We start from the raw sequence: 20,758 nt of genomic DNA on the forward strand, positions 1-20,758 counted from the left end.
AGCTCAGCGGAGGCTTCAGGCCTTCGCTTCGGGCTTGGGGTAGTGCGCCTCCAGCATCGGGGGCAAGGGGGCGTCGATCAGCCCGCCCGCCAGGCGCAGTGCGTCGGCGGTCTGGTCTGACAGCACGCCTTGCGCGCTGTGGTTGACGGCTTCTTCCACCCAGGCCTTGAGCAGCAGGGGGCGCAACATCCATGACAGCTCCTGCACGCCAGCCAGGGCGTGCACCAGCGCGTCTGCATCGGGTGCCGGGCCGGGTTGGGTGTCCAGTTGCTGGCCGCAGCGGCTCATCACACCCCTGAACCAGGCGAGGCTGGGGGCGGCCCACCCTTCGGGGCCTTCTTCAACGGGGATGAAGCGCGCCAGGTAGGTCGTCAGCGGGACGACGCAACTCAATTCGCCGGGCCCCAGTTGATGCAGATCCTGCCCCTGGCCTGTGGTGGGGCGCATGTAGGCCTGGCGGTTCTGGCGCTCGCTGACGCGGTGGCGCAGGGCCAGCCACCACAGGCGCTCGCGCGGGCTGACGCGGCCATCGGCGCGCAACAGATCCCGCGCGCTTTCCACCAGGGCGCGCCGTTGTTCGATGGGCTCGCGGGCGATGAGCGCGGTCTGGCGCTCGAATTCCGGCACGCGGCGGTTGGCCGGCAGGCTCGCGACGTCGTCCAGGATGCGTTGGGCGTCGTGGATGCCTTCAGCCATGTGTTGCCACAGCGCGCGTTCCTTGTCGTTGTGGATGTTCATCATGAGCGCCAGCGTGATCAGGCGGTGTTCGGTGGGGCCGACCCGGCCATGCAGGCGGCTGAGGGCCTCGCGCGCCGTGGCTTGTTGCTCTTGCCGAGCCTGTTGTGCCAGGGCTTGCGGGCTGGCCTGGGCGGCGGCCAGAACCGGTGGCAGGCTGTCCGGGCTGTGGCGTGGCTCCACCTTGTCGATGTGCACCAGGGGCGCCGGCATGGGCGGCAGCACGGTGCCACAGACCCGGCGGATGCGCTCGGACAGCCGGGGGTGGCTGGACAGGCAGGTGGCCGCGCCCGGCTCGTGCAGCAAGAGGTAGGACACCATGCCGGCTGCAGGGTGGCGCATGCGGCCGGCCAGGATCTGCTGGTCATGCCACAGCTTGCGCAGCACATTGCCCAGGCCATCGCGGGCGCGCGTGAACTGGATGGCGGAGGCGTCGGCCAGGAACTCGCGCTGGCGGGACACGGCCGCCTGCAGCATGCGGCCGGCCATCCAGCCCAGCCAGCCTGTGACGGAGAACACCAGCCCGATCAGCCAGGCCAGGGGCCCGACATGGCCTTTTTCGTCGGGCGCCATCAAGGTCTGGCCATAACCGTGCACCAATGACAGGCCCCACACCAGCGACAGCACCCGCATCGACAGGGGCAGGTCGTCTTCCTTGATGTGGCCGAACTCGTGGGCGACCAGGCCTTGCAGTTCGGCGCGCGTGAGGCGTTCCAGCGCACCGCGTGTCACGCACAGCACCAGGTCTTCAGGACCCCAGCCGGCGACAAAGGCATTGATGGCGTCTTCCCTGGTCAGCACGTACACGCGGGGCACGGGCTGACCACTGGCCAGGGCCATTTCGTCGACGACATTGAGCAGGCGACGCTCGGTGGCGTCATCGGGGTTGCGCACCTCGCGGCCACCCAGCCAGTGCGCCACGCGCGGGCCACCACCGTCGCGCAGGCGTTGGGATTCGACCAGGCAACCACCCAGCACAAAGAGCAGCACCAGCCCCGTGTTCGTCTCGAAGAACAGGGCGGGAAAGCCCACGCTGAAGGGCACGAGCAGCTTGTACAGCAGAGCCAGCAGCAGGTTGATCGTGATCGTCAGGCCCAACAGCAGCAGCACGAACAGGCCGAGCAAGCGGGCTGTCCTGAGATGCGCTTCGCGCTGGTGTTGTCGGAACTGCATGACAAGAAGCGGGCGAGCAGGTCAGAAGCTGACCTTGACGGGGTTGCGTTCGGCCTCGCTGGCCGTGGCCTGCAACGTGGACGCGGTGTGAAAACCGAACAGCCCGGCCACGATGTTGGTCGGGAACTGGTGCGCTGCGTTGTTGTAGTCCAGCGTGGCGTCGTTGAACAGCTGACGGGAGAAGGCGACCTTGTTTTCCGTGTGGGTCAACTCCTCGCTGAGGTCGCGCAGGCGCTGGTCGGCCTTGAGCTCGGGGTAGGACTCCATCACGGCATTGAAGCGGCCCATGGCGCTGGCCAGCACCCCTTCGGCCATGCCCAGGCTCAGGATGGGGCCGGGCTGGTTGGGCCTGGTCTTGACCAGGTCTCTGGCGGCCATGACCTGCGCGCGCGCGGCGGTGACACGCTCCAGCGTCTCGCGCTCGTGCTCCATGTACTTGCGTGCCACTTCGACCAGATTGGGGATCAGGTCGTGGCGACGCTTGAGCTGCACGTCGATCTGGGCAAAGGCATTGCCGATTTCATTGCGCAGGCGGACCAGGCGGTTGTAGGCACCGGCTGCCCAGAAAACCAGCACGGCGATGATGACCAGGAAAATGATGTTGGAGGTGTTCACGAGGTCATCCTTGGGATGCCGATAGAGGCTGATGAAGCGCCGTTGGAATGGCCCTCACTGTACCGTGCATTCGCCATTTCACCCCTGCTGCCGGAATGCGTCAAAGCCTTCCTGGCGCAGCCGGCAAGCCGGGCAGGTGCCGCAGCCATAACCCCAGGCGTGGCGGTGCTGGCGGTCACCCAGGTAGCAGGTGTGGGTGTGCTCGATGATCAGTTCATTGAGCGCCTCGCCGCCGAGGTCGTGGCTGAGTTGCCAGGTCTGGGCCTTGGTCAGCCACATCAAGGGCGTCTCGATGGTCATGGGGCTGTCCAGGCCCAGGCTGATGGCCACTTGCAGGGCCTTTAGTGTGTTGTCTCGGCAATCGGGGTAGCCGGAGTAGTCGGTTTCGCACATGCCCCCGATCAGCACCGAGGCGCCGCGGCGATAGGCCAGCGCTGCCGCAAAGTTCAGGAACAACAGGTTGCGGCCGGGCACGAAGGTGTTGGGCAAGCCATTGGCCTGCATCTCGATGGCGCGGGATTCGGTCAGGGCCGTGTCCGAGATCTGGCCGAGCAAGGCCAGGTCCAGCAGGTGGTCCTCGCCCAGCCGTGCGCCCCATTGCGGGAAGGTGCGGGCCAGTTCGGTTCGCACGGTCAGGCGGCAGTCCAGCTCGACCCGGTGGCGCTGGCCATAGTCGAAGCCAACCGTCTCGACACGGGCGTAGCGCGACAAGGCCCAGGCCAGGCAGGCGGTGGAGTCCTGCCCGCCCGAGAACACGACCAGGGCGGTACGCGGGTCCGAGGGCAAGGCGTTGGTGGGCTGGGAGGCTGCGGTCATTTTCAGGATGTGAAGTGGCGTACGGCGACGCTGGTGTCGCATGGCGGCGCGGTGGTTTTCGAGGATAGCCGATGCATTTGTCACCTCGTCACCACGCTGGGATCAGGCCAAGGGTGGCCCTTGCCCAGGGCGCTGCCATGGTGTGCGGACTTTGCCCGGCCAAAAGCCCCGGATACACGGGGGGCGCCGCGGGCGCGGTTCGAGTTATGGAGGACAATATAGGGTTTTCGTCAGGCACACCAATACTTGGGCTGCAAACTGGGCTGGACGCCCGCAGGACACACACAACATGGCCGCGTTTAACCAAGAGACCGTCACCCACGTCCACCACTGGAATGACACGCTGTTCAGCTTCAAGACCACCCGTGACCCGGCACTGCGCTTTGCCAGCGGCCACTTCGTGATGATCGGCCTGGAGGTAGATGGCAAGCCCCTGATGCGCGCCTACTCGATCGCCAGCGCCAACTACGAAGAGCACCTGGAGTTCCTGAGCATCAAGGTGCAGAACGGCCCGCTGACTTCGCGCCTGCAGCACCTGAAGGTCGGCGACAAGATCCTGATCAGCCGCAAGGCCGTGGGCACCCTGGTGGTGGACGATCTCAAGCCCGCCATGAACCTGTACCTCTTCGGTACCGGCACCGGCCTGGCGCCGTTCATGAGCATCATCCAGGACCCCTACACCTACGAGAAGTTCGAGAAGGTGGTGCTGGTCCACGGTGTGCGTACCGTGAGCGAGCTGGCCTACCACGACTACATCTCGCATGAGCTGCCCGACCACGAACTGCTGGGCGACCTGATCCGCGAGAAGCTGCTGTACTACCCGCTGGTGACGCGTGAGCCCTTCCGCAACCAGGGCCGCCTGACCGACCTGATCGTCAACGGCAAGATGGCCGCCGATCTGGGCATGCAGCCCCTGAACCCGGCCACCGACCGCGCCATGATGTGCGGCAGCCCGTCCATGCTGACCGACCTGTGCAAGATCCTGGACGAGCGCGGCTTCAAGATCTCGCCCTCGCAAGGTGAGGCCGGCGACTACGTGATCGAACGCGCTTTCGTCGAGAAGTGATCAGCGGCGCCCACAGGTGGCGTGTGCGTCAGGCCTCGGCTGCGTAGACCGCACCGGGGCTTTTTTCATGGCGGGCTTCATGGCGGGGATTTGGTGCCCGGATGAATCGTCCCGACAACTGTTTGTTTTTTTCTGATCGCCACATGCCATGGCTTGCCCCGATTGCCCAGACAATGCAGCCGGGTGACACGATGATGCGGGTAAACACCGTACTGCCCTGAGGAGACAAGAGATGAGACACACACCAACCACGGCTGTCGAGGTACGGCGGCAGGTGGGGCGTATGCACTGGGTGGCCTCCTGGGCGACCCCGGTGGTGGCGCTGCTGGGCTATCTGGCTTTCTGGCCGACCCCGGCCGACCCGGTGGCCTGGCAGCCGCCCAAGGACGCTGGCTACACCGGTGCCCACGCCGTCAACGACAAGCTGGCCGACCTGCAGCAATGGTCGCTGGCCAGCGGGCAGGAAGGCCCGGAGTTCATCGTGGCCCGTGCGGGGGTGCTGTACACCGGCCTGAACAATGGCGACGTCCTGCAGATCAACACGGACGGCCAGCAGCCCGAGGTTGTGGCCAATACCGGCGGGCGACCGCTGGGGCTGGACATTGACGCGCAGGGGCGCCTGCTGGTGGCCGATGCCATGCGGGGGCTGGTGCGCATCACTGGTAGCGGGGTGGATGCCAAGGTGGAAACCATCTTGAACAAGGTGCAGCACCCCGTGCCGGATGACCGCGTGCGTTACGCTGACGCGGTCAAGATCGGCCCCGGCGGCGTGATCTGGCTGACCGACGCCTCGCGCCGTTTTGGCGCCAAGGAGTGGGGCAGCACCTTCGAGGCCAGCGTGCTGGACGTGCTGGAGCACAGCTGCACCGGCCGCATCATCGCGCAGGACCCCGAGACCCTGGTGGCCCGTGTGGCCATCACGGGCATGTGCTTCCCCAATGGCATCGAGTTCTCGCGCGACGGCAAGACCATGTACATCTCCGAAACAGGCACCTACCGCATCCTGGCGGTGGACCTGGCCAAGCTGTCGGTGGTGCGCACGGCCGAGGGTGACAATGGCGTGCCCACCCTCGAGCAGGCCATGAAACAAGGCGCCGCGCGCGTCTTCGTGGACAACCTGCCAGGCTTCCCGGACAACCTCACGCGCAGTGCCTCCGGGCGCTTGTGGGTGGGGCTGACCAAGCCGCGCAGCCACGTGATCGATGCGGCGGCGCGCTACCCCTTCATGCGCAAGCTGACCCTGCGCCTGCCGCGCTTCCTGTGGCCGGTGCCCAAGGCTTACGGTCATGTGATCGCGTACGACGAACGTGGCCGTGTGGTGGACGATCTGCAGGACCCTTCTGGCACCTATCCGGAAACCACCTCCGCCACCGAGGCCGATGGCAAGCTGTTCATCCAGAGCCTGCACGCCCACACGATTGGCTGGATCCCGTATGTGGGGCCGCAGGTGCCACGTGCCGAGATGGAGTCCTACCTGGAAGGCACCACGGCCAAGTGAGTGCCGGGGCGGTTGGTGAAGCGGCGGTGCGGCTCAGCGCAGCCAGGCGTCCCAAGCTGTCTTGAGGATCAGGGCGCCCACCACGATCAGGAAGGCCGCCCGCACAAAGCCGGCGCCATGACGCAGCGCCAGGCGGGTGCCCACGGCGCTGCCGGCCACATTGGCCACGGCCATGGGCAGCGAGAGCGCCCAGGCCACGTGCCCGCTGGGGATGAACCAGGCCAGCGCCGCCACATTGGTGGCGAAGTTCAGCCGCTTGGCCCCGGCGCTGGCATGCAGGAAATCCCAGCCCAGCAGGCGTACCAGCGCGAACACGAAGAAGCTGCCCGTGCCCGGGCCGAATATGCCGTCGTAAAAGCCGATGGCGGCGCCCATGCCGGTGGCCAGCAGGGCCTCCGTGCGGGGCGACCAGTGTGGTGCATGGTGGCGCCCCATGTCCTTGCGCCACAGGGTGTAGAGCCACACGGCTGCGAGCACGAAGGGCAGGGCGCCGCGAAAGCGCGAGGCCGGCACGCGCGTGGCCAGCCAGGCGCCGAACAAGGCGCCCAGCATGGCGGCAGCGATGGCGCCCAGCAGGCGCATTGACGGCAGGGTGACCCGTCTGGCGTATTGCCAGGCCGCCCAGCCCGTGCCCCAGATGGATGCGGCCTTGTTGGTGCCCAGCAGCGTCGCGGGCACGGCCTGCGGGAAAAGCCCGAACAACGAGGGCACGATGATCAAGCCACCGCCGCCCACAATGGCGTCGACCAGGCCGGCACCGGCTGAGGCCGCCAGCATCAGGCTGATGTTGAGCGCGTTGAGGTCGAGCAACTCAACTGCGCACTTCGCCCTGGCCCAGCACCACGAACTTCAGCGAGGTCAGGCCTTCAAGGCCAACCGGGCCGCGTGCGTGGAACTTGTCCGTGCTGATGCCGATCTCGGCGCCCAGGCCGTATTCGAAGCCGTCGGCAAAGCGTGTGGACGCGTTGATCATCACGCTGGCCGAGTCCACCTCGCGGATGAAGCGCATTGCGTTGGGGTGGTTGGTGGTGAGGATCGAGTCCGTGTGGTGCGAACCATACTTGTTGATGTGGGCGATGACCTCGTCAAGCGTGTCCACCACCTTCACGGCGATCACCGGTGCGAGGTATTCCTCGTACCAGTCCTGCTCGGTGGCGTCGACCACCTGGGCACCGGGCACGTCGGCCAGGATGGCCTTGGCACGGGCATCGGCGCGCATTTCCACGCCCTTGTCGGCGAACACCTTGCCGATGCGGGGCAGGAAGGCCGCCGCCTGCTTCGCGTGCACCAGCAGCGATTCGGTGGCGTTGCAGGGGCTGTACTTCTGGGTCTTGGCGTTGTCCGTGACCTTCACGGCCAGGTCCAGGTCCACCTCGGCGTCCACATAGGTGTGGCAGTTGCCGTCCAGGTGCTTGATCACGGGCACGCGCGCTTCCTTGCTGATGCGCTCGATCAGGCCCTTGCCGCCGCGCGGGATGATCACATCCACATACTGGGGCATGGCGATGAGCTGGCCCACGGCGGCGCGGTCGGTGGTCTGCACCAGTTGCACGGCCTCAGCGGGCAGGCCGGCCTGGGTGAGCGCGGCTTGCACCAGCTTCCACAGCGCCAGGTTGGAGTGGATGGCTTCAGAGCCACCGCGCAGCACGCAGGCATTGCCGCTCTTGATGGCCAGCGAGGCGGCTTCGATCGTGACGTTGGGGCGGCTCTCGTAGATCATGCCGAACACGCCGATGGGCACACGCATCTGGCCCACGCTGATGCCCGTGGGGCGGCGGCGCATGTTGGTGATCTCGCCGACCGGGTCGGGCAGGGAGGCGACTTGCTCGCAGCTCTCGGCCATGGTCTCGATGACCTTGTCGGTCAGGCGCAGGCGGTCCACCATGGGGGCGGCCAGGCCGTTTTTCTCGGCGGCCACGATGTCGGCCTCGTTGCGAGCCTTGAGCTCGCCGGCGTGCGCACGGATCTGGCCAGCCAGCGCCAGCAGGGCGTTGTTCTTGGCGGCGGTGGACGCAGCGGCCATGACGGACGAGGCGGCGCGGGCGGCCTGGCCCACGGCACCCATGTACTGTTCAACCGACTGATCAAGCGTCTGGCCGGCGGCGGAGGAAGAGGTCGCGGTGTTCATAGGGCAAGATTGTCTCAAACTCTGCCAACCATGCACCAGGTCATCCACATTCACCCTGAAGCGCCCGCCAAACCGGCCTTGGGCGCGCCCTGCAACGGCTGCGGGGTGTGCTGCCTGGCGGAGCCCTGCCCGGTGGGCGTGATCGTCAGCCGCCGGCGCCATGGCGCGTGCAAGGCGCTGGTGTGGTCGCAGCCGGACCGGCGTTACTTCTGCGGTTTGCTGGTGGGGCCCGGTGGCGAGGCGGGCATCCTGGGCAGCCAGGGTGCCTGGTGGCGGCGCTGGGCCCGTGCGGCCTGGTTGCGCTGGGCGCGCCGCATGATTTCGGCGGGCAGTGGCTGTGATGCCGATCTGGTTGTGGACATCGTGCCCGATCAGGGGGATGCGGACCAGCGCTCGGCGGATCAAGGCGGTAAATAGCGGTTTTTGGTGGCCGTTCTCCGGCCTTGGGCGGGAGCGCACTTTTCATAGCATGAAGGCATTCACCTGGACTGGAGCCGATCATGCGCAAGAAGCTGTTGCAAAACTCCCTGTTTGCCGCGTTGGCTGCCTGCGCGCTGTATGTGGCGCAGTCCCAGAGCGTGCCCGAGCTGAGCCAGGCCCCGAACTTGTCGGTGGTCTACGTGGCCCAGCGCTGAGGCGCGCTCAGCGCCAGCCAAACATCATCGAGCGCGCGAGCAGCCGCTTGACCGGGCTGAGTGCCCCCACCGCCCCGATCCCCAGGCCACGCAAGGTGGCCAGCGCAGGCGCGGGCCAGGTGAAGCTGCGCGCCAGGAAGTCCGTGGTGGCCAGCAAGGCCCAGCGGTCCGGCTGACGCCGGCGCTCGAACTGGCGCAAGGCGCGTCGCACTTTCATCTGTTTGGTGGCCACATCGTCCTCAGGTGACCAGGGCGTGTGTTTCAGGGCGTCCAGCAGCACGTGCACATCCCGCATGCCCAGGTTGAAGCCTTGGCCCGCCACCGGGTGCAGGGTCTGCGCAGCATTGCCGATGCGCACCACCGAACCTTCATTGACCAGTTGCCGGTGCGCATTGAGCCCCAGCGGGAAGGCTTTGAGCGGCGACAGCTGGGTGATGAGGCCAACCGCAGGGTGGAAGATGGTGTTGAGCAGGGTGAGCCGTTGCGCGTCGTCGAGCTCGCGCACGGGGTCGTCGTCTTGCTGCACGCACCAGACGAGCGCGGCGCGGCGGCCGCTGGGGCCACCGGGCACCACCGGGCCGGGCGGCAGCGGCAGCAAGGCGGCAGGGCCCGAGGTGGTGAAACGCTCGAACGCCATGCCGGTGCGGCCATCATCGTCGAGCAGCACCTGGCCGACCCAGGCGGTCTGGCCGTAATCGTGGCTCACGCCAGCAGGCCACTTCAGTTTGGCCTGGTCGGAGAACACGCCACCTTCGGCTACCACCACCAGGTCGAACTGCTCGGCGATGTCGGCGTCCACCTCGACGCCCTCGTCCACCGACTTGAGGCCGCGCACGGGCGTGGCAAAGCGCATGGCGCAGCGGTGCTCATCCTGATCCACGGTGCGTTGCCAGGCCTGCTGCAGTGGTGCGACCAAGGTGCCATAGCTCACCACGGCACCCAGTTGCGGCACGCCTTGCTCTTTGGCGGCAATGCGTACCTCGGGCTGCTGCTGGCCGGGCCACAGCACGGTGGGTTGCTGCTGCGAGACGTGCACCTCCAGGATGGGGGCGCTGCGGCCGCTGGCCTCGATGGCATCCCAGATGCCCATGCGCTGGAGTTCCTGCACCGTGCCTTGCGACAGGGCCAGGGTGCGGGCATCGCCCGAGACGTCCTTGTCGGCGGGGCGGGCGTCGAACACGGTGATGCGGGCTTGGGGCAAGGCTTGCGCGGCTTGCAGGGCCAGGCTCAGGCCAGCGGGCCCTGCGCCGATGATGGCCAGGCTGACGGCATTCGGGCGGTTCGTGGTCATGACAGCGAAACTTGTCTGTGATGGGCGGGAAGCCTTGTATTGTCCGCCGCTTTTTGTCCACCGCTTTTATCCACCACTTTGTGAGCCTCGAATGCATCGGCTGGGGGCAGGGCAGCGGCGCCTTCCTATAATCAACAATTGAAGTACCCGTTTTGCCCGCGTCAGCGGGTTCCTTTAGTCTGCCGACCGCGTGACCTCCTCCTCCGCCCCCATCGCCAGTTACCGTCAACTCTCCGCCACTGACATGGCCGAGGTCGATCAGGTCATCCACCGCCGGCTGGCGTCCCAGGTGGCCCTGGTCAACCAGATCTCGCACTACATCGTCAACGCGGGTGGCAAACGGGTGCGCCCCATGCTGCTGTTGCTGATTGCGCGTGCACTGGGCAGCGACAGCACACAGCGGCACGAGTTGGCCGCTGTGGTGGAGTTCATCCACACGGCCACCTTGCTGCACGATGATGTGGTGGACGAGTCCGACCTGCGCCGTGGCCGCAAGACGGCCAACGCGATGTTCGGCAACGCGGCCAGCGTGCTGGTGGGCGACTTCCTGTACTCGCGTGCCTTCCAGATGATGGTGCTGACCAACCGCATGCGCGTGATGGAGATCCTGGCCGAGGCCACGAACGTCATCGCCGAGGGCGAGGTGCTGCAGCTGATGAACATGCACGACCCCGACATCACGGTGGACGACTACCTGCGTGTGATCGAATACAAGACCGCCAAGCTGTTCGAGGCCAGCGCCCGCCTGGGGGCCGTCATCACCGACGCCACGCCGGATGTGGAAGAGGCTTGCGCCGCTTATGGCCGCGCGCTTGGTACCGCCTTCCAGCTGATCGACGACCTGCTGGACTACGAAGGCAGCACCGCCGAGCTGGGCAAGAACATCGGCGACGACCTGCGCGAAGGCAAGCCGACGCTGCCCTTGCTGGTGGCCATGCAGCGTGGCACGGCCGAGCAGCGCGAGATGATCCGCAACGCCATCATCAACGGCGAGGTGGAGCGCATGGTCGAAATCGTGGCCATCGTGAAGGCCACCGGCGCGCTGGAGGCCACGCGTGAAGCGGCTCAGGCTCAGGCCGAACTGGCCAAGGGTTGCCTGGCCTCGTTGCCGGATTCTGAATACCGGCAAGCTCTGCTACAATTATCGTTTGACTCGATCCACAGGTCATCTTGATGACGGGTGTGTGAAGAAGTCGACATCGGGGTGTAGCTTAGCCTGGTAGAGCGCTACGTTCGGGACGTAGAGGCCGGAGGTTCGAATCCTCTCACCCCGACCATCAAATTCAGAAAAAAGCCCAAGTGAATCAACAACTTGGGCTTTTTGCTTTGAATCGTCATGAATGTCGTTTCAAAGCAAATTTCCGAACTCAGTGTCCCAAATTTGTCCCAAGACTTGAATGGGCATGAATGCAGGCGTGCGTGTCGCTTGGCTTAGCGCTTTGACACGCCACGCCTTTGGCTCTATGGTGTCAATGCACTCATGAACAACGTGTCAAGTTCACATTCGTGACCACCATTCAAGACCTCAAGCGAGTACGCCACGTCGCCTTCTGCGTTGCGGTGTTCGCTTGTGGCTTGGGGCTTCTTGCGTGTGTCGCTGAATTCATCGGCACGCAGTTCGAGGCAGCAGAATGGCTGCACCAATTCTCCACCGCTCTGGCTTGGACAAGCCTGCTGGCCATCACCACAACCGTTGGGGTGATGTTTCTGGTTTGGATGCCTGTTCACGACCAGATAGTGGCTTCTCTCCGCGTGACGCGGGATCGGCGCTTGAAGCGCTCACGTTACGTCGAGGCGTTCATCTCTGCGCCACAGGGCCGTTCATCTCCGCCTCCCCGGCCTCGCCATCGCTGAATTTGCGTCGCGGCACGTCTTCGTGCCGCTGTAGCGACTTTGTCGCTCAACGCCACAGTGATGGTGAACGACATGCCCAAACCATTGGCCGCCCAGGACAGCGGCACTCCTCGAATTCTTTTCATTGAACAACTGGCTGCCTTGATTGGTAAGCGAGTCACGACGATTCGCACTTGCGCGACAAATGCCAAGTACCAGCACCTGATCCCCGCACCCTTCAAGCTGCCCCACAGTAGGCGGCTGTGTTGGTACGAGGCCGACGTTCTACGTTGGATCGAATCCACCCGCCCGGCCGAGCCTCCTCCTCCGAGGCGCCCACGTGGTCGCCCCACCAGAGTCGAGCAGCTTGCTCGCGAGCGGTGGGCTCAAACCTCGGCAGCCCGTGCCTCCGGAGAAGGGCGGGGCCAATGACCGATTCGAAGCTGATCGACGCCAATGTCATCATCAGCTCTGATGCCCCCGGGGGCGATGAGCTGATGTTCTGCCACTCCATCCTGACCCAGATCGGTTTGCCCCGCAGCGAGGTCAAGGGCAGAGAGTTCCAGCACAGTTTTGGCGCAGCGTGGCTGAGTGTTCAGGCAGGCTTTCTGGATGAGGGGACGGGGCCGGTGTCGCAACCCGTGCCGTACGGCGCCACGGCGAGACTGGCCTTGACTTGCATTTCGACGCTTGCCCTGCGTTACAAAACACGCGAAATTGACATTGGGCGAAGCGCCGCCGAGTTCTTGCACATGCTGGGCTATGATCTTCAGGGGCACCGCTACAGGATGCTTCGCAAGCAGATACATGCCCTGGCTGCATGTCGTTTGCAGCTCGGATTCCAGGGGCGTACGTTCAACAGCCTGCCGGTACAGCAATTTGAAGCGTGGCATCCGCGAACGCTTGGGGCCACGTCTCGTTGGCCAGGGTTGCTTGTGTTGTCTGAGCCCTTCTACGCTGAGCTGCTGGAACACGGTGTCCCGCTGGATGGCCGTGCCCTTGCCGCGCTGAAGGGCTCGGCTTTGGCCTTAGACATCTACACCTGGCTGGCCTACCGACTGCACCGCATCCAAGGTGGCCCCGTCGCCATCCCATGGGCCGCGCTGATGGGCCAGTTCGCCCATCAGCCACAAGGGCTGCACGCCAAGGAGACCTTCCGACGAGGGTTTCTGCATGGCCTTCACAAAGTCCAGATGGTCTATCCACGGGCGATGGTCGAACCTTTCGACGGCGGCCTGGCGCTGCACGCCTCACCTCCCCCTGTCGCCAAGCAAGCTTTCGCTGCGGCCCGCCTAAAGGGAGGCTCGGATGAGTGACCTCATCGAAGAATTGAAGGCCAAGCTGCTGCATTCCACCGAGTTGATTCAACAGATCGCCTCGGAGCGAAATCGCAGAACCGGTCGCTCACCAAACACCGAGCACGACTATCTGCGGCTCGGCCAGACCTTGCTGACGCGTGCCAAAACGGTCGATGGTGGGCTGATCGGCGCGGTGTCAGATACCCGCCGCCCAACCACCTTCCAGAAGCGCATCGCTGCGCTGCGTTTCACCTTGCAGTCGCGGCAACTGGAACTGCTGGACAGCATCGTGGAGCCGGTGACGGCAGAGTTGGCCCAGAAATGGTTGCGCTTGCTCGACGAGCAGATCGACCATATCCAATCGGTCATTGAACTCAGGCGGCAGGGCCTAGTGGGCCAAAGGTTGCGCCGCCGCAGCAAGCGAGTTGCCCTGGGCGGGCTGCCCCCAGACTGGAGGGAACAGTTGTGTCAGCGCGGCAGCACCGGCCGGTACGCCGACGCCTTGCTACTCGCGGCGCTGACAGGGTGTCGCCCCTCCGAGCTGGAGAGGGGAATCCAGGTCTCGCGGGCGGTCAATGCCGAGACCGAGCAATCACTGATCCAGATCGTGATTAACGGGGTCAAGGTCAAGATATCGCAAGGACAGCCCATCCGCCGGTTGCGATATGCCGAAGACGATGACCACCCTCTGGTGCTCATGCTCAAAGAGGCATTGAGCCAGTCGCAGCAAACGCCCATGTTCGTCCAGATCGACCACGCGGGCAACTTCTCTGTGGAGGTGCGACGACTGGCTGCCAGCCTCTGGCCCGAGTATCAGCATCCGATCACGGCGTACTGCTTGCGGCACCAGTGGGCGGCGGATGCCAAGCGGGTCGGCGACACGGGGGCAGTCAGTCGTGGGCTTGGCCACCTGTCCGCCAAGACTCAGAAGCTTTACGGTACAGCATCGCAGGGCAGACGTGGCCATGTGTTGCGGCCCGTGAGCGTTGACGCTGAGCGCCCCGTGAAAGATGCTGCAGCCCCGGCTGTAACGAGCGAGCCTGACGAACCCGAGCCAGCGAGCTGACAGTGGCGGCCGAATGGGGTAATCAATTGGGAATTGGGGTAAATCGGCTTCGATATACCCTTATTTGCATTAGCATTACCCCATTCTTGCCTACTAGGAAGCCGCTGCATGCACTCGCTCTCGCCAGACTACCTCGCCAAGCTGCGCTTCGACGCGCAGCAACTGGCGACGCTGCGCGCCTTGGGTGAGTACAGGGGCAAGCAGCAGCTTTTTGTGGCGCAGTCGCCTGAGGTCTTGAGTGACTTGCGGCAAGTTGCTGTGGTCGAGTCCACCGAGTCTTCCAACCGGCTGGAAGGCGTGGTCGTCGCGGCTCATCGGCTCAAGTCTCTGGTGCTGAAAAATGCCACGCCACAAAGCCGATCCGAGCAGGAGGTGGCAGGTTATCGCGATGCCCTGGGCCTGATCCATGAAAGCGGCGACCAGATGCCGTTTTCAGAGGGCACCGTGCTGCAGCTCCATGGCATGTTGTATCGATACATGCCTCAGTCTGGCGGGCATTGGAAGGCGACGAACAACGACATCATTGAGCGCCATCCTGACGGCAGTTCAAGGGTGCGTTTCCGTCCTGTTGCTGCGCACCTGACACCCATGGCGATGGCTGACATGATCAGCCGCTACCGCACTGCGCTGGATCTGCACCTGGCCGATCCTTTGGTCTTGGTGCCGCTGGCCATTCTCGACTTCCTGTGCATCCACCCATTCCCAGATGGTAATGGCCGCATGGCGCGCCTGTTGACCCTGCAATTGCTGTATCACTTTGACTATGCAGTGGGCCGCTTCATCAGCTTGGAGCGCATCTTCGAGGAGTCGAAGGAAAGCTACTACGAAACGCTGGAAGCCAGTTCTCAAGGCTGGCACGCAGCGGATCACAACATCGCCCCATGGCTCGACTACTTCTGGGGTGCGCTCCTTCGCGCTTACAAAGAATTCGAGGAGCGCGTGGGCACCATTGAGCGCGGGCGGGGAGCCAAGGGGGACCGCGTTCGCTCTGAGATTCTCAAACGCCAACTGCCCTTCTCCATCTCGGAGATTGAGGAAGCGTGCCCCGGCATCAGCCGCGACATGGTACGCGTGATTTTGAGGGCGATGAAGGCAGAGGGCCTGATCGAACCGAATGGCAAAGGAAGGGGCGCCAAATGGCAGCACAAACAGCCCTGAGCTCGCCCTCGTCAGCCTGGATGGCGCCAGAGCCATGCCCTCATAAAACAGAACAGGGACGAAACAACCATGGACGACGTTTTTGAGTTTCGCAACCAATTGGTTGAACGCTACAGCAACTTTTCTCGCAGCTTCGTGCGCATTGCTGCACGCGACATTCGAGAAGAGGTTGAGCGTCAGTACCAGGATGGCCGGTACTGGCCCGAGCCCTTGGTTCAGATCAACCCGAACTACCAACGCAAAGGCACGGTGCAATCGCTGGCGGTGGAAGGTGTCTTGCACCCCCTCTGTGCAGACGTATTCCAGGTGGGCAAGCCAGAGGGCAACCCCCAGCCACTTCACCTGTACGCGCATCAACTTCAGGCCCTTGCCAAGGGGCAATCCGGGCAAAGTTATGTGGTGACCACGGGCACAGGCTCCGGCAAGTCGCTGTCCTTTTTCATCCCGATCATTGACCGCATCATCAAAGCCAAGGCTGAGGGCGGCAAGCCTCGTACCCGCGCCATCGTCATCTACCCGATGAACGCTTTGGCCAACAGCCAACTGGAAGAGTTGGACAAGTTCCTCCATGGCTATGCGTCCGACGCAAAGCCATTCACTGTGGCCCGTTATACCGGCCAAGAGAATAAGCCTGAGCGCGACGCCATGGCGGACAACCCGCCAGACATCCTGCTCACTAACTTCATGATGCTGGAGTACATCCTCACCCGCTTTGACGACGTGGATCGAAGGGTTGTGGATCACTGTGAGGGGCTGGATTTCCTGGTGCTCGATGAACTCCACACCTACCGAGGCCGTCAGGGCGCCGACGTGGCATTGCTTGTTCGCCGCCTGCGCGAGCGGCTCAAGGCCAACAAGCTCGTTTGTATTGGCACCTCAGCCACCATGTCGAGTGCTGGTACCCAAGCTGACCGCAACCGAACGGTGGCGGAAGTCGCAACCAAACTGTTTGGCACCCAGATCAGTGAGCACGATGTGATTGGCGAGACGCTTGAACGCGTCACCGATCCGCTCAAGGACGTGGCATCTATTGCTGCAGATTTGCACGCAACGGTTCAACTTGAGCATTTTGAATGGCCAACCTTCGAGGCCTTTCAGAAAGACCCCTTGTCCATCTGGGTCGAGCTCAACCTCGGTATTGAGTTGCCAGAGCACGAGCCGCCGCGCCGCGCCAAACCCAAGACCCTTCAGTCCGCCTGCGATGATCTTGCCCGTGATGCGAGTTGTGACGTGCCCGTGGCGCGCGCTGCATTGCAGCGCTTTTTGGTCGCCGCCCACGACGTGAGGACACCTCAAGGACGTCCGCCATTCGCTTTCAAACTCCACCAGTTCATCAGCGGTCCAGGCAAGGTGCTCACCACCCTGGAGGCTCCTGGCTACAGGCACATCACGCTTGATGCCCAGCGCTTCGCCCCAGGGCGACAGAGTGAAGGCGTTCACCTTTACTCTGCACATTTCTGCCGAGACTGTGGCCAGGAGTATTTCCCCGTTTGGAGCTCTGGGCAGCACCACACGACCTACTTGCCACGAGAGGTCGATGACGTCAGTGCCGACGACAAAGAAGACCTCAGCTATGGATTTCTGTGCCCAGTCAAGGGCGGTCAACAATACAGCGGCCAGATCGAGGATTTGCCAGAAACCTGGCTTGACTTGAGTCGCGACGAGCCCAAAGTTAAACCGGCATATCGGAAAGCAGTTCCTTACCAAATCGCCGTGAGCCCCGAAGGTCATGAAGGCTCGGGTGAGGAATTCTGGTTCATCCCTGGCAAGTTCCGCTTCTGCCTAAGCTGTGGTGTCACACATGAGGCGCACGGCAAGGATGCCAATCGCCTGTCCAGTTTGTCAGGCGAGGGCCGCTCATCGGCCACCACCATGATTGCGCTGAGTGCCTTGCAGCAACTCTTCGCTCTGCCAAACCCAGCGCCCGGACAACCTGATCCCCGCAAACTTCTTGGGTTCACCGACAACCGCCAAGACGCCGCGCTTCAGGCTGGGCACTTCAATGACTTCATCTTCCTGTTGACCCTGCGCTCTGGACTGATCGGTGCCTTGCAGGACAACGCAGGCGTGCTGACCGAGGAGCAGCTTGCTGATGCTGTGTTCAAGTCACTTGGCTTCCACCAGGTCGATCAAACCATCCTGGTCGAGTACCTGCGGTCCCCCAAACTGATGGGCCTGGCAAGACAAGAGGCTCAACGCACACTTCGATTCATCATTGCATACCGGCTGCTGCGCGACCTTCGTCGCGGCTGGCGCTTCAACAACCCCAACCTAGATCAACTTGGCCTTCTGGCGATCCGTTATCGCGGGCTGGATGAGTTTTGTGCCAACGCCAGCTCCTTCGCAGACCATAGCGTACTCGCCAGGCTCAGCCCAAGCCATCGAGCGCGCATGTGCGAACTTCTGTTCGACAACCTGCGCCGTCACTTGTGTCTTGAGACCCGATATCTTGATCCGGTTGAACAAGACAAAGCTCGTACCAGTGGTCACACCTACCTGACCGAGCGTTGGGCCTTTGCGCCCGATGAGAAGCTTGAAACCGGCCGCTACCTGATTCTCGGAAAACGCCCCGAGTACAAGGGCAAGCCACGCACCGATTTGGTCACGGGTGGCCCCAGGTCAAGGCTGCTGCGCTTGGTCAAGACATCCAGCTTTTGGCAAGACAGCGTTTTCGCCGACGAGGTCAAGCGCTGGAAGGACGGCGAGTGGGTCGAAATCATCGAGGCACTGCTGCGCGCTGCGGGCAACTACGGTTATGTGCAACGGCACGCCATTGATGCGCAGTTGGCTGGCTGGCGCCTGAATGCCGCCGCTTTGGATTGGTGTTTGACCACCGATCAACCACTCGGCGATGACAGCCGCGTCAACACCTTCTTCCGTGAGCTGTATCTGAGCGTGGCCGACCTGCTGCGTTTGCCGTCGCATCCATTGTTCGAGTTTGAAGCCCAAGAGCACACAGCACAGGTTGATGCGCCTCGCCGACAACTGCTGGAGCAACGCTTCCGCTACACAGATAAGGACCGCAACGACTGGTCTCAGAACCCCGCTCATGAGGCTCCCTTGGAACGCCTCCCGGTCATGTTCTGCTCGCCAACCATGGAGCTTGGCGTAGACATCTCCGCGCTTAACACGGTGTATCTGCGGAACATGCCCCCAACCCCGGCCAATTACGCACAACGTAGTGGCCGTGCCGGACGCTCGGGGCAGCAGGCTCTGGTGGTGACTTATTGCGCTGCACTGAGCCCGCACGATCAGTGGTTCTTCCACCATGCCAACGACATGGTCCACGGCGTGGTCCGAGCGCCGACGCTTGATCTGGCCAACCGCGACCTTGTAGACAGCCACCTGCAAGCCGTTTGGCTTGCCAGCACCCACACTCCACTGGATGCCAGCATCGCGCCGATGCTGGACCTCGACCAGCCGGGTAAGCCGCTCAAGCCAAGCTATCAAGATGCCTTCCATGCGCCAGGGGTGCGTGAACGTGCCTTGTCGAGTGCTCAGCGCGTGGTCGATCAACTGCTGAAGGAATTGAATGGCAGTCACTGGTTCTCAGGTGACTACGTCGAGCAGGTCATTGATCGAGCGCCGCAACAGTTCTCCGGGGCACTGGAGCGCTGGCGCGTCCTGTTCGATGCAACCCGGCAGCAGATGAACATGGCCGACCAGATCGTCAAGAGCCATACTGCCTCGCACACCGAACGTCAAAATGCCCAGCGCCGCTACGGTGATGCTGCGCGGCAGTACGCCGTCCTGCTCAAGTCAGGCAATAGCCAGAACACCGATTTCTACACCTACCGCTACTTGGCCAGCCAGGGCTTTTTGCCGGGCTACAACTTCCCGCGCTTGCCTCTCATGGCATGGATTCCAGCGCGCGGCGGTCAAACCACCAATGGCAAGGACGACGAAGGCAGCATGGTCAGTCGCCCTCGTTTCCTAGCGTTGTCGGAGTTTGGGCCTCGCAGCCTGATCTATCACCAGGGGCGAATGTACCGGGTGGTGCGAGCAAAGCTCAACGTGGGTAATGCAGATCACGTCTCCGGCAACAGTCAACTTGCGACCATCACTTCACTGGTGTGCAGTCAATGCGGCTATGGCCATTTGGGTGAACCTGGAGGTGGTCAGCCGCTGGTCAACCGCTGCGAAAACTGCGATGCCCTGTTGACTGAAACCGACTGGGTGCGTGAGCTCTACCGCATTGAGACGGTCGAAACCTTGCCGGTTGAGCGGATCTCGATCAACGACGAGGACCGCCAGCGCCAAGGCTTCGAGCTACAGACCACCTACCGGTTCTTGCCTGGGCCGGATGGAAAAATCCAGAAGCAGAAGGCCGACGTCTTGCTGGGCGACGAAGACCTTGCTGAGCTCAGCTACGCACCTGCTGCCCGCATTTGGCGCATCAATCGGGGGTGGCGCCGCCGCAAAGACAAAGAGCAACTTGGCTTCTACATCAACCCAATCACAGGAACCTGGAGCAAACAGGATGCCCCGGACGCGGGGGAAGACAGCTGTAACGATGATGCGCTCATGGACAAGGTGCCCAATCAGCGCATCGTCCCCTTTGTCGAAGACCACCGCAACCTCCTGATCTTGGCGCCAGTGCATGCGCTTCCATTGGAGGCCATGGCCACATTGCAAGCCGCGCTCAAACGCGGCATTGAGTTGACTTTCCAGATCGAAGAGTCAGAGTTGGTGGCAGAACCCTTGCCAAAGCTTGACGAACGCCGCGCGCTGCTGTTCTACGAAGCAGCGGAGGGCGGCGCGGGCGTGCTTACCCGTTTGGCCAACGACGCAGCGAGCCTGGCCATGGTGGCACAAAACGCCCTGCGTCTTTTGCACCATCGTGATCCAGCCGATGGCATTTGGCGCTTGGAGGACCTGCCCGATCTTGAGCAGACCGACGACCTCGGCAATCACATTTGTGAGGCAGGCTGCTACCAATGTCTGCTCTCGTATTTCAACCAACCAGACCACGAGCACATCAATCGCCGCAACCCGGAGGCGCTCAAATTGCTGGTGGCCATGGCCAACGCGCAAGTCAAGCTACGTCCAGCCGATGAAGCCACCGAGGTGGCGTCAGTCGGTTCAGAGTCATCTTCCGATGCCGATTCGCTGGAAGCGCGCTGGCTGGCTGCGCTCCAGCAGGCTGGTTTGACCGCACCTGACGCGTTGAACGTACCCGTCAACCAAGGCGCGGCCGTTGCTGCAGCCCAGTACAAGTCGGCACGTGCTTTGGTGTTCCTCAGCAAACCAGATGCAGCCATTACAGCCACGTTGCATGACAAGGGCTGGCAGGTGATTGACTTCTCTGAACCTGAATCTTGGTCTGCCCGCTTTGCGGAACACCCAGCGGTGTTTGGCTCATCCAGTTGACACCCCAGATTGCTTTCATGACGACACTTGAACACGACTTTCAGCCAGGCAACCTGGTTCGCGCCCGTGGCCGCGA

The 20,758-nt window shown here is 63.2% G+C and carries 16 protein-coding genes and 1 tRNA gene; 11 read left to right on the plus strand and 6 right to left on the minus strand.

The genetic code is table 11. From position 1 onward, the window contains the following. Positions 1–15: 15 nt before the first annotated feature. The 3 genes from JY96_RS22430 to queC form a co-directional block, all read right to left on the minus strand. Positions 16–1,908, minus strand: coding sequence for a M48 family metalloprotease (locus tag JY96_RS22430; protein ID WP_052162608.1), 1,893 nt, complete (start codon positions 1,906–1,908; stop codon positions 16–18). 21 nt (positions 1,909–1,929) lie between these two features. Then, positions 1,930–2,523, minus strand: coding sequence for a LemA family protein (locus JY96_RS15725; RefSeq protein ID WP_035038826.1), 594 nt, complete (start codon positions 2,521–2,523; stop codon positions 1,930–1,932). A gap of 78 nt (positions 2,524–2,601) precedes the next feature. After that, positions 2,602–3,339, minus strand: a complete 738-nt coding sequence (gene queC / locus JY96_RS15730) for a 7-cyano-7-deazaguanine synthase QueC (protein ID WP_052162609.1) — start codon at positions 3,337–3,339, stop codon at positions 2,602–2,604. A 289-nt stretch (positions 3,340–3,628) separates the two neighbouring features. Between queC and JY96_RS15735 the strand changes: the two genes are divergently transcribed. Together JY96_RS15735 and JY96_RS15740 are read left to right on the plus strand one after the other, a co-directional pair. Further along, complete coding sequence (locus tag JY96_RS15735; protein WP_035038829.1) at positions 3,629–4,405, plus strand: ferredoxin--NADP reductase; 777 nt, start codon at positions 3,629–3,631, stop codon at positions 4,403–4,405. Between the two features lie 232 nt (positions 4,406–4,637). Further along, positions 4,638–5,903 carry an SMP-30/gluconolactonase/LRE family protein gene (locus JY96_RS15740; protein WP_235333947.1) on the plus strand — a complete coding sequence of 422 codons (1,266 nt, stop codon included), beginning with the start codon at positions 4,638–4,640 and terminating at the stop codon, positions 5,901–5,903. Between the two features lie 33 nt (positions 5,904–5,936). Here JY96_RS15740 and JY96_RS15745 read toward each other — a convergent pair whose 3' ends face one another. Both JY96_RS15745 and JY96_RS15750 read right to left on the minus strand, forming a co-directional pair. Continuing rightward, on the minus strand, positions 5,937–6,680 hold the full coding sequence (locus tag JY96_RS15745; protein ID WP_035043190.1) for a TSUP family transporter: 744 nt from the start codon (positions 6,678–6,680) through the stop codon (positions 5,937–5,939). Positions 6,681–6,714: 34 nt separating this feature from the next. Beyond that, entirely contained in the window at positions 6,715–8,031 is a 1,317-nt protein-coding gene (locus JY96_RS15750) for a glutamate-5-semialdehyde dehydrogenase (protein ID WP_052162610.1), read from the minus strand. A 30-nt stretch (positions 8,032–8,061) separates the two neighbouring features. On the opposite strand from JY96_RS15750, the gene JY96_RS15755 reads away from it, so the two are divergent. Continuing rightward, positions 8,062–8,448 (plus strand): hypothetical protein, encoded by a 387-nt coding sequence (locus JY96_RS15755; protein WP_052162611.1) that lies wholly within the window; start codon positions 8,062–8,064, stop codon positions 8,446–8,448. An 83-nt stretch (positions 8,449–8,531) separates the two neighbouring features. Continuing rightward, entirely contained in the window at positions 8,532–8,666 is a 135-nt protein-coding gene (locus JY96_RS24160) for a hypothetical protein (RefSeq protein ID WP_255352699.1), read from the plus strand. A gap of 7 nt (positions 8,667–8,673) precedes the next feature. Here JY96_RS24160 and JY96_RS15760 read toward each other — a convergent pair whose 3' ends face one another. Then, positions 8,674–9,957 carry an FAD-dependent monooxygenase gene (locus JY96_RS15760; RefSeq protein ID WP_035038832.1) on the minus strand — a complete coding sequence of 428 codons (1,284 nt, stop codon included), beginning with the start codon at positions 9,955–9,957 and terminating at the stop codon, positions 8,674–8,676. Positions 9,958–10,147: 190 nt separating this feature from the next. Between JY96_RS15760 and ispB the strand changes: the two genes are divergently transcribed. The 7 genes from ispB to JY96_RS15795 all read left to right on the plus strand — a co-directional run bounded on the left by ispB (position 10,148) and on the right by JY96_RS15795 (position 20,682). Further along, positions 10,148–11,131 carry an octaprenyl diphosphate synthase gene (ispB, locus tag JY96_RS15765; RefSeq protein ID WP_035038834.1) on the plus strand — a complete coding sequence of 328 codons (984 nt, stop codon included), beginning with the start codon at positions 10,148–10,150 and terminating at the stop codon, positions 11,129–11,131. 26 nt (positions 11,132–11,157) lie between these two features. Continuing rightward, a tRNA-Pro gene (locus tag JY96_RS15770) sits at positions 11,158–11,234 on the plus strand. Between the two features lie 229 nt (positions 11,235–11,463). After that, a complete protein-coding gene (locus JY96_RS23295) occupies positions 11,464–11,811 on the plus strand; it encodes a hypothetical protein (RefSeq protein WP_152606534.1) in 348 nt (115 codons plus the stop codon). 407 nt (positions 11,812–12,218) lie between these two features. Beyond that, the gene (locus JY96_RS15780; protein ID WP_035038839.1) at positions 12,219–13,106 is read left to right on the plus strand and encodes a replication protein RepA; all 888 of its coding nucleotides are present in this window, start codon (positions 12,219–12,221) and stop codon (positions 13,104–13,106) included. Beyond that, positions 13,099–14,154: a hypothetical protein gene (locus JY96_RS15785; protein ID WP_035038842.1), complete on the plus strand. Its 1,056-nt coding sequence runs from the start codon at positions 13,099–13,101 to the stop codon at positions 14,152–14,154. Before JY96_RS15780 ends, JY96_RS15785 begins: the two co-directional genes overlap by 8 nt. Positions 14,155–14,262: 108 nt before the next feature. Beyond that, a complete protein-coding gene (locus JY96_RS15790; protein ID WP_035038845.1) occupies positions 14,263–15,312 on the plus strand; it encodes a Fic family protein in 1,050 nt (349 codons plus the stop codon). A gap of 69 nt (positions 15,313–15,381) precedes the next feature. After that, a complete protein-coding gene (locus JY96_RS15795; protein WP_035038848.1) occupies positions 15,382–20,682 on the plus strand; it encodes a DEAD/DEAH box helicase in 5,301 nt (1,766 codons plus the stop codon). Positions 20,683–20,758 lie beyond the last annotated feature (76 nt).

Source organism: Aquabacterium sp. NJ1 (assembly GCF_000768065.1).
Classification (GTDB): Bacteria; Pseudomonadota; Gammaproteobacteria; order Burkholderiales; family Burkholderiaceae_C; genus Aquabacterium.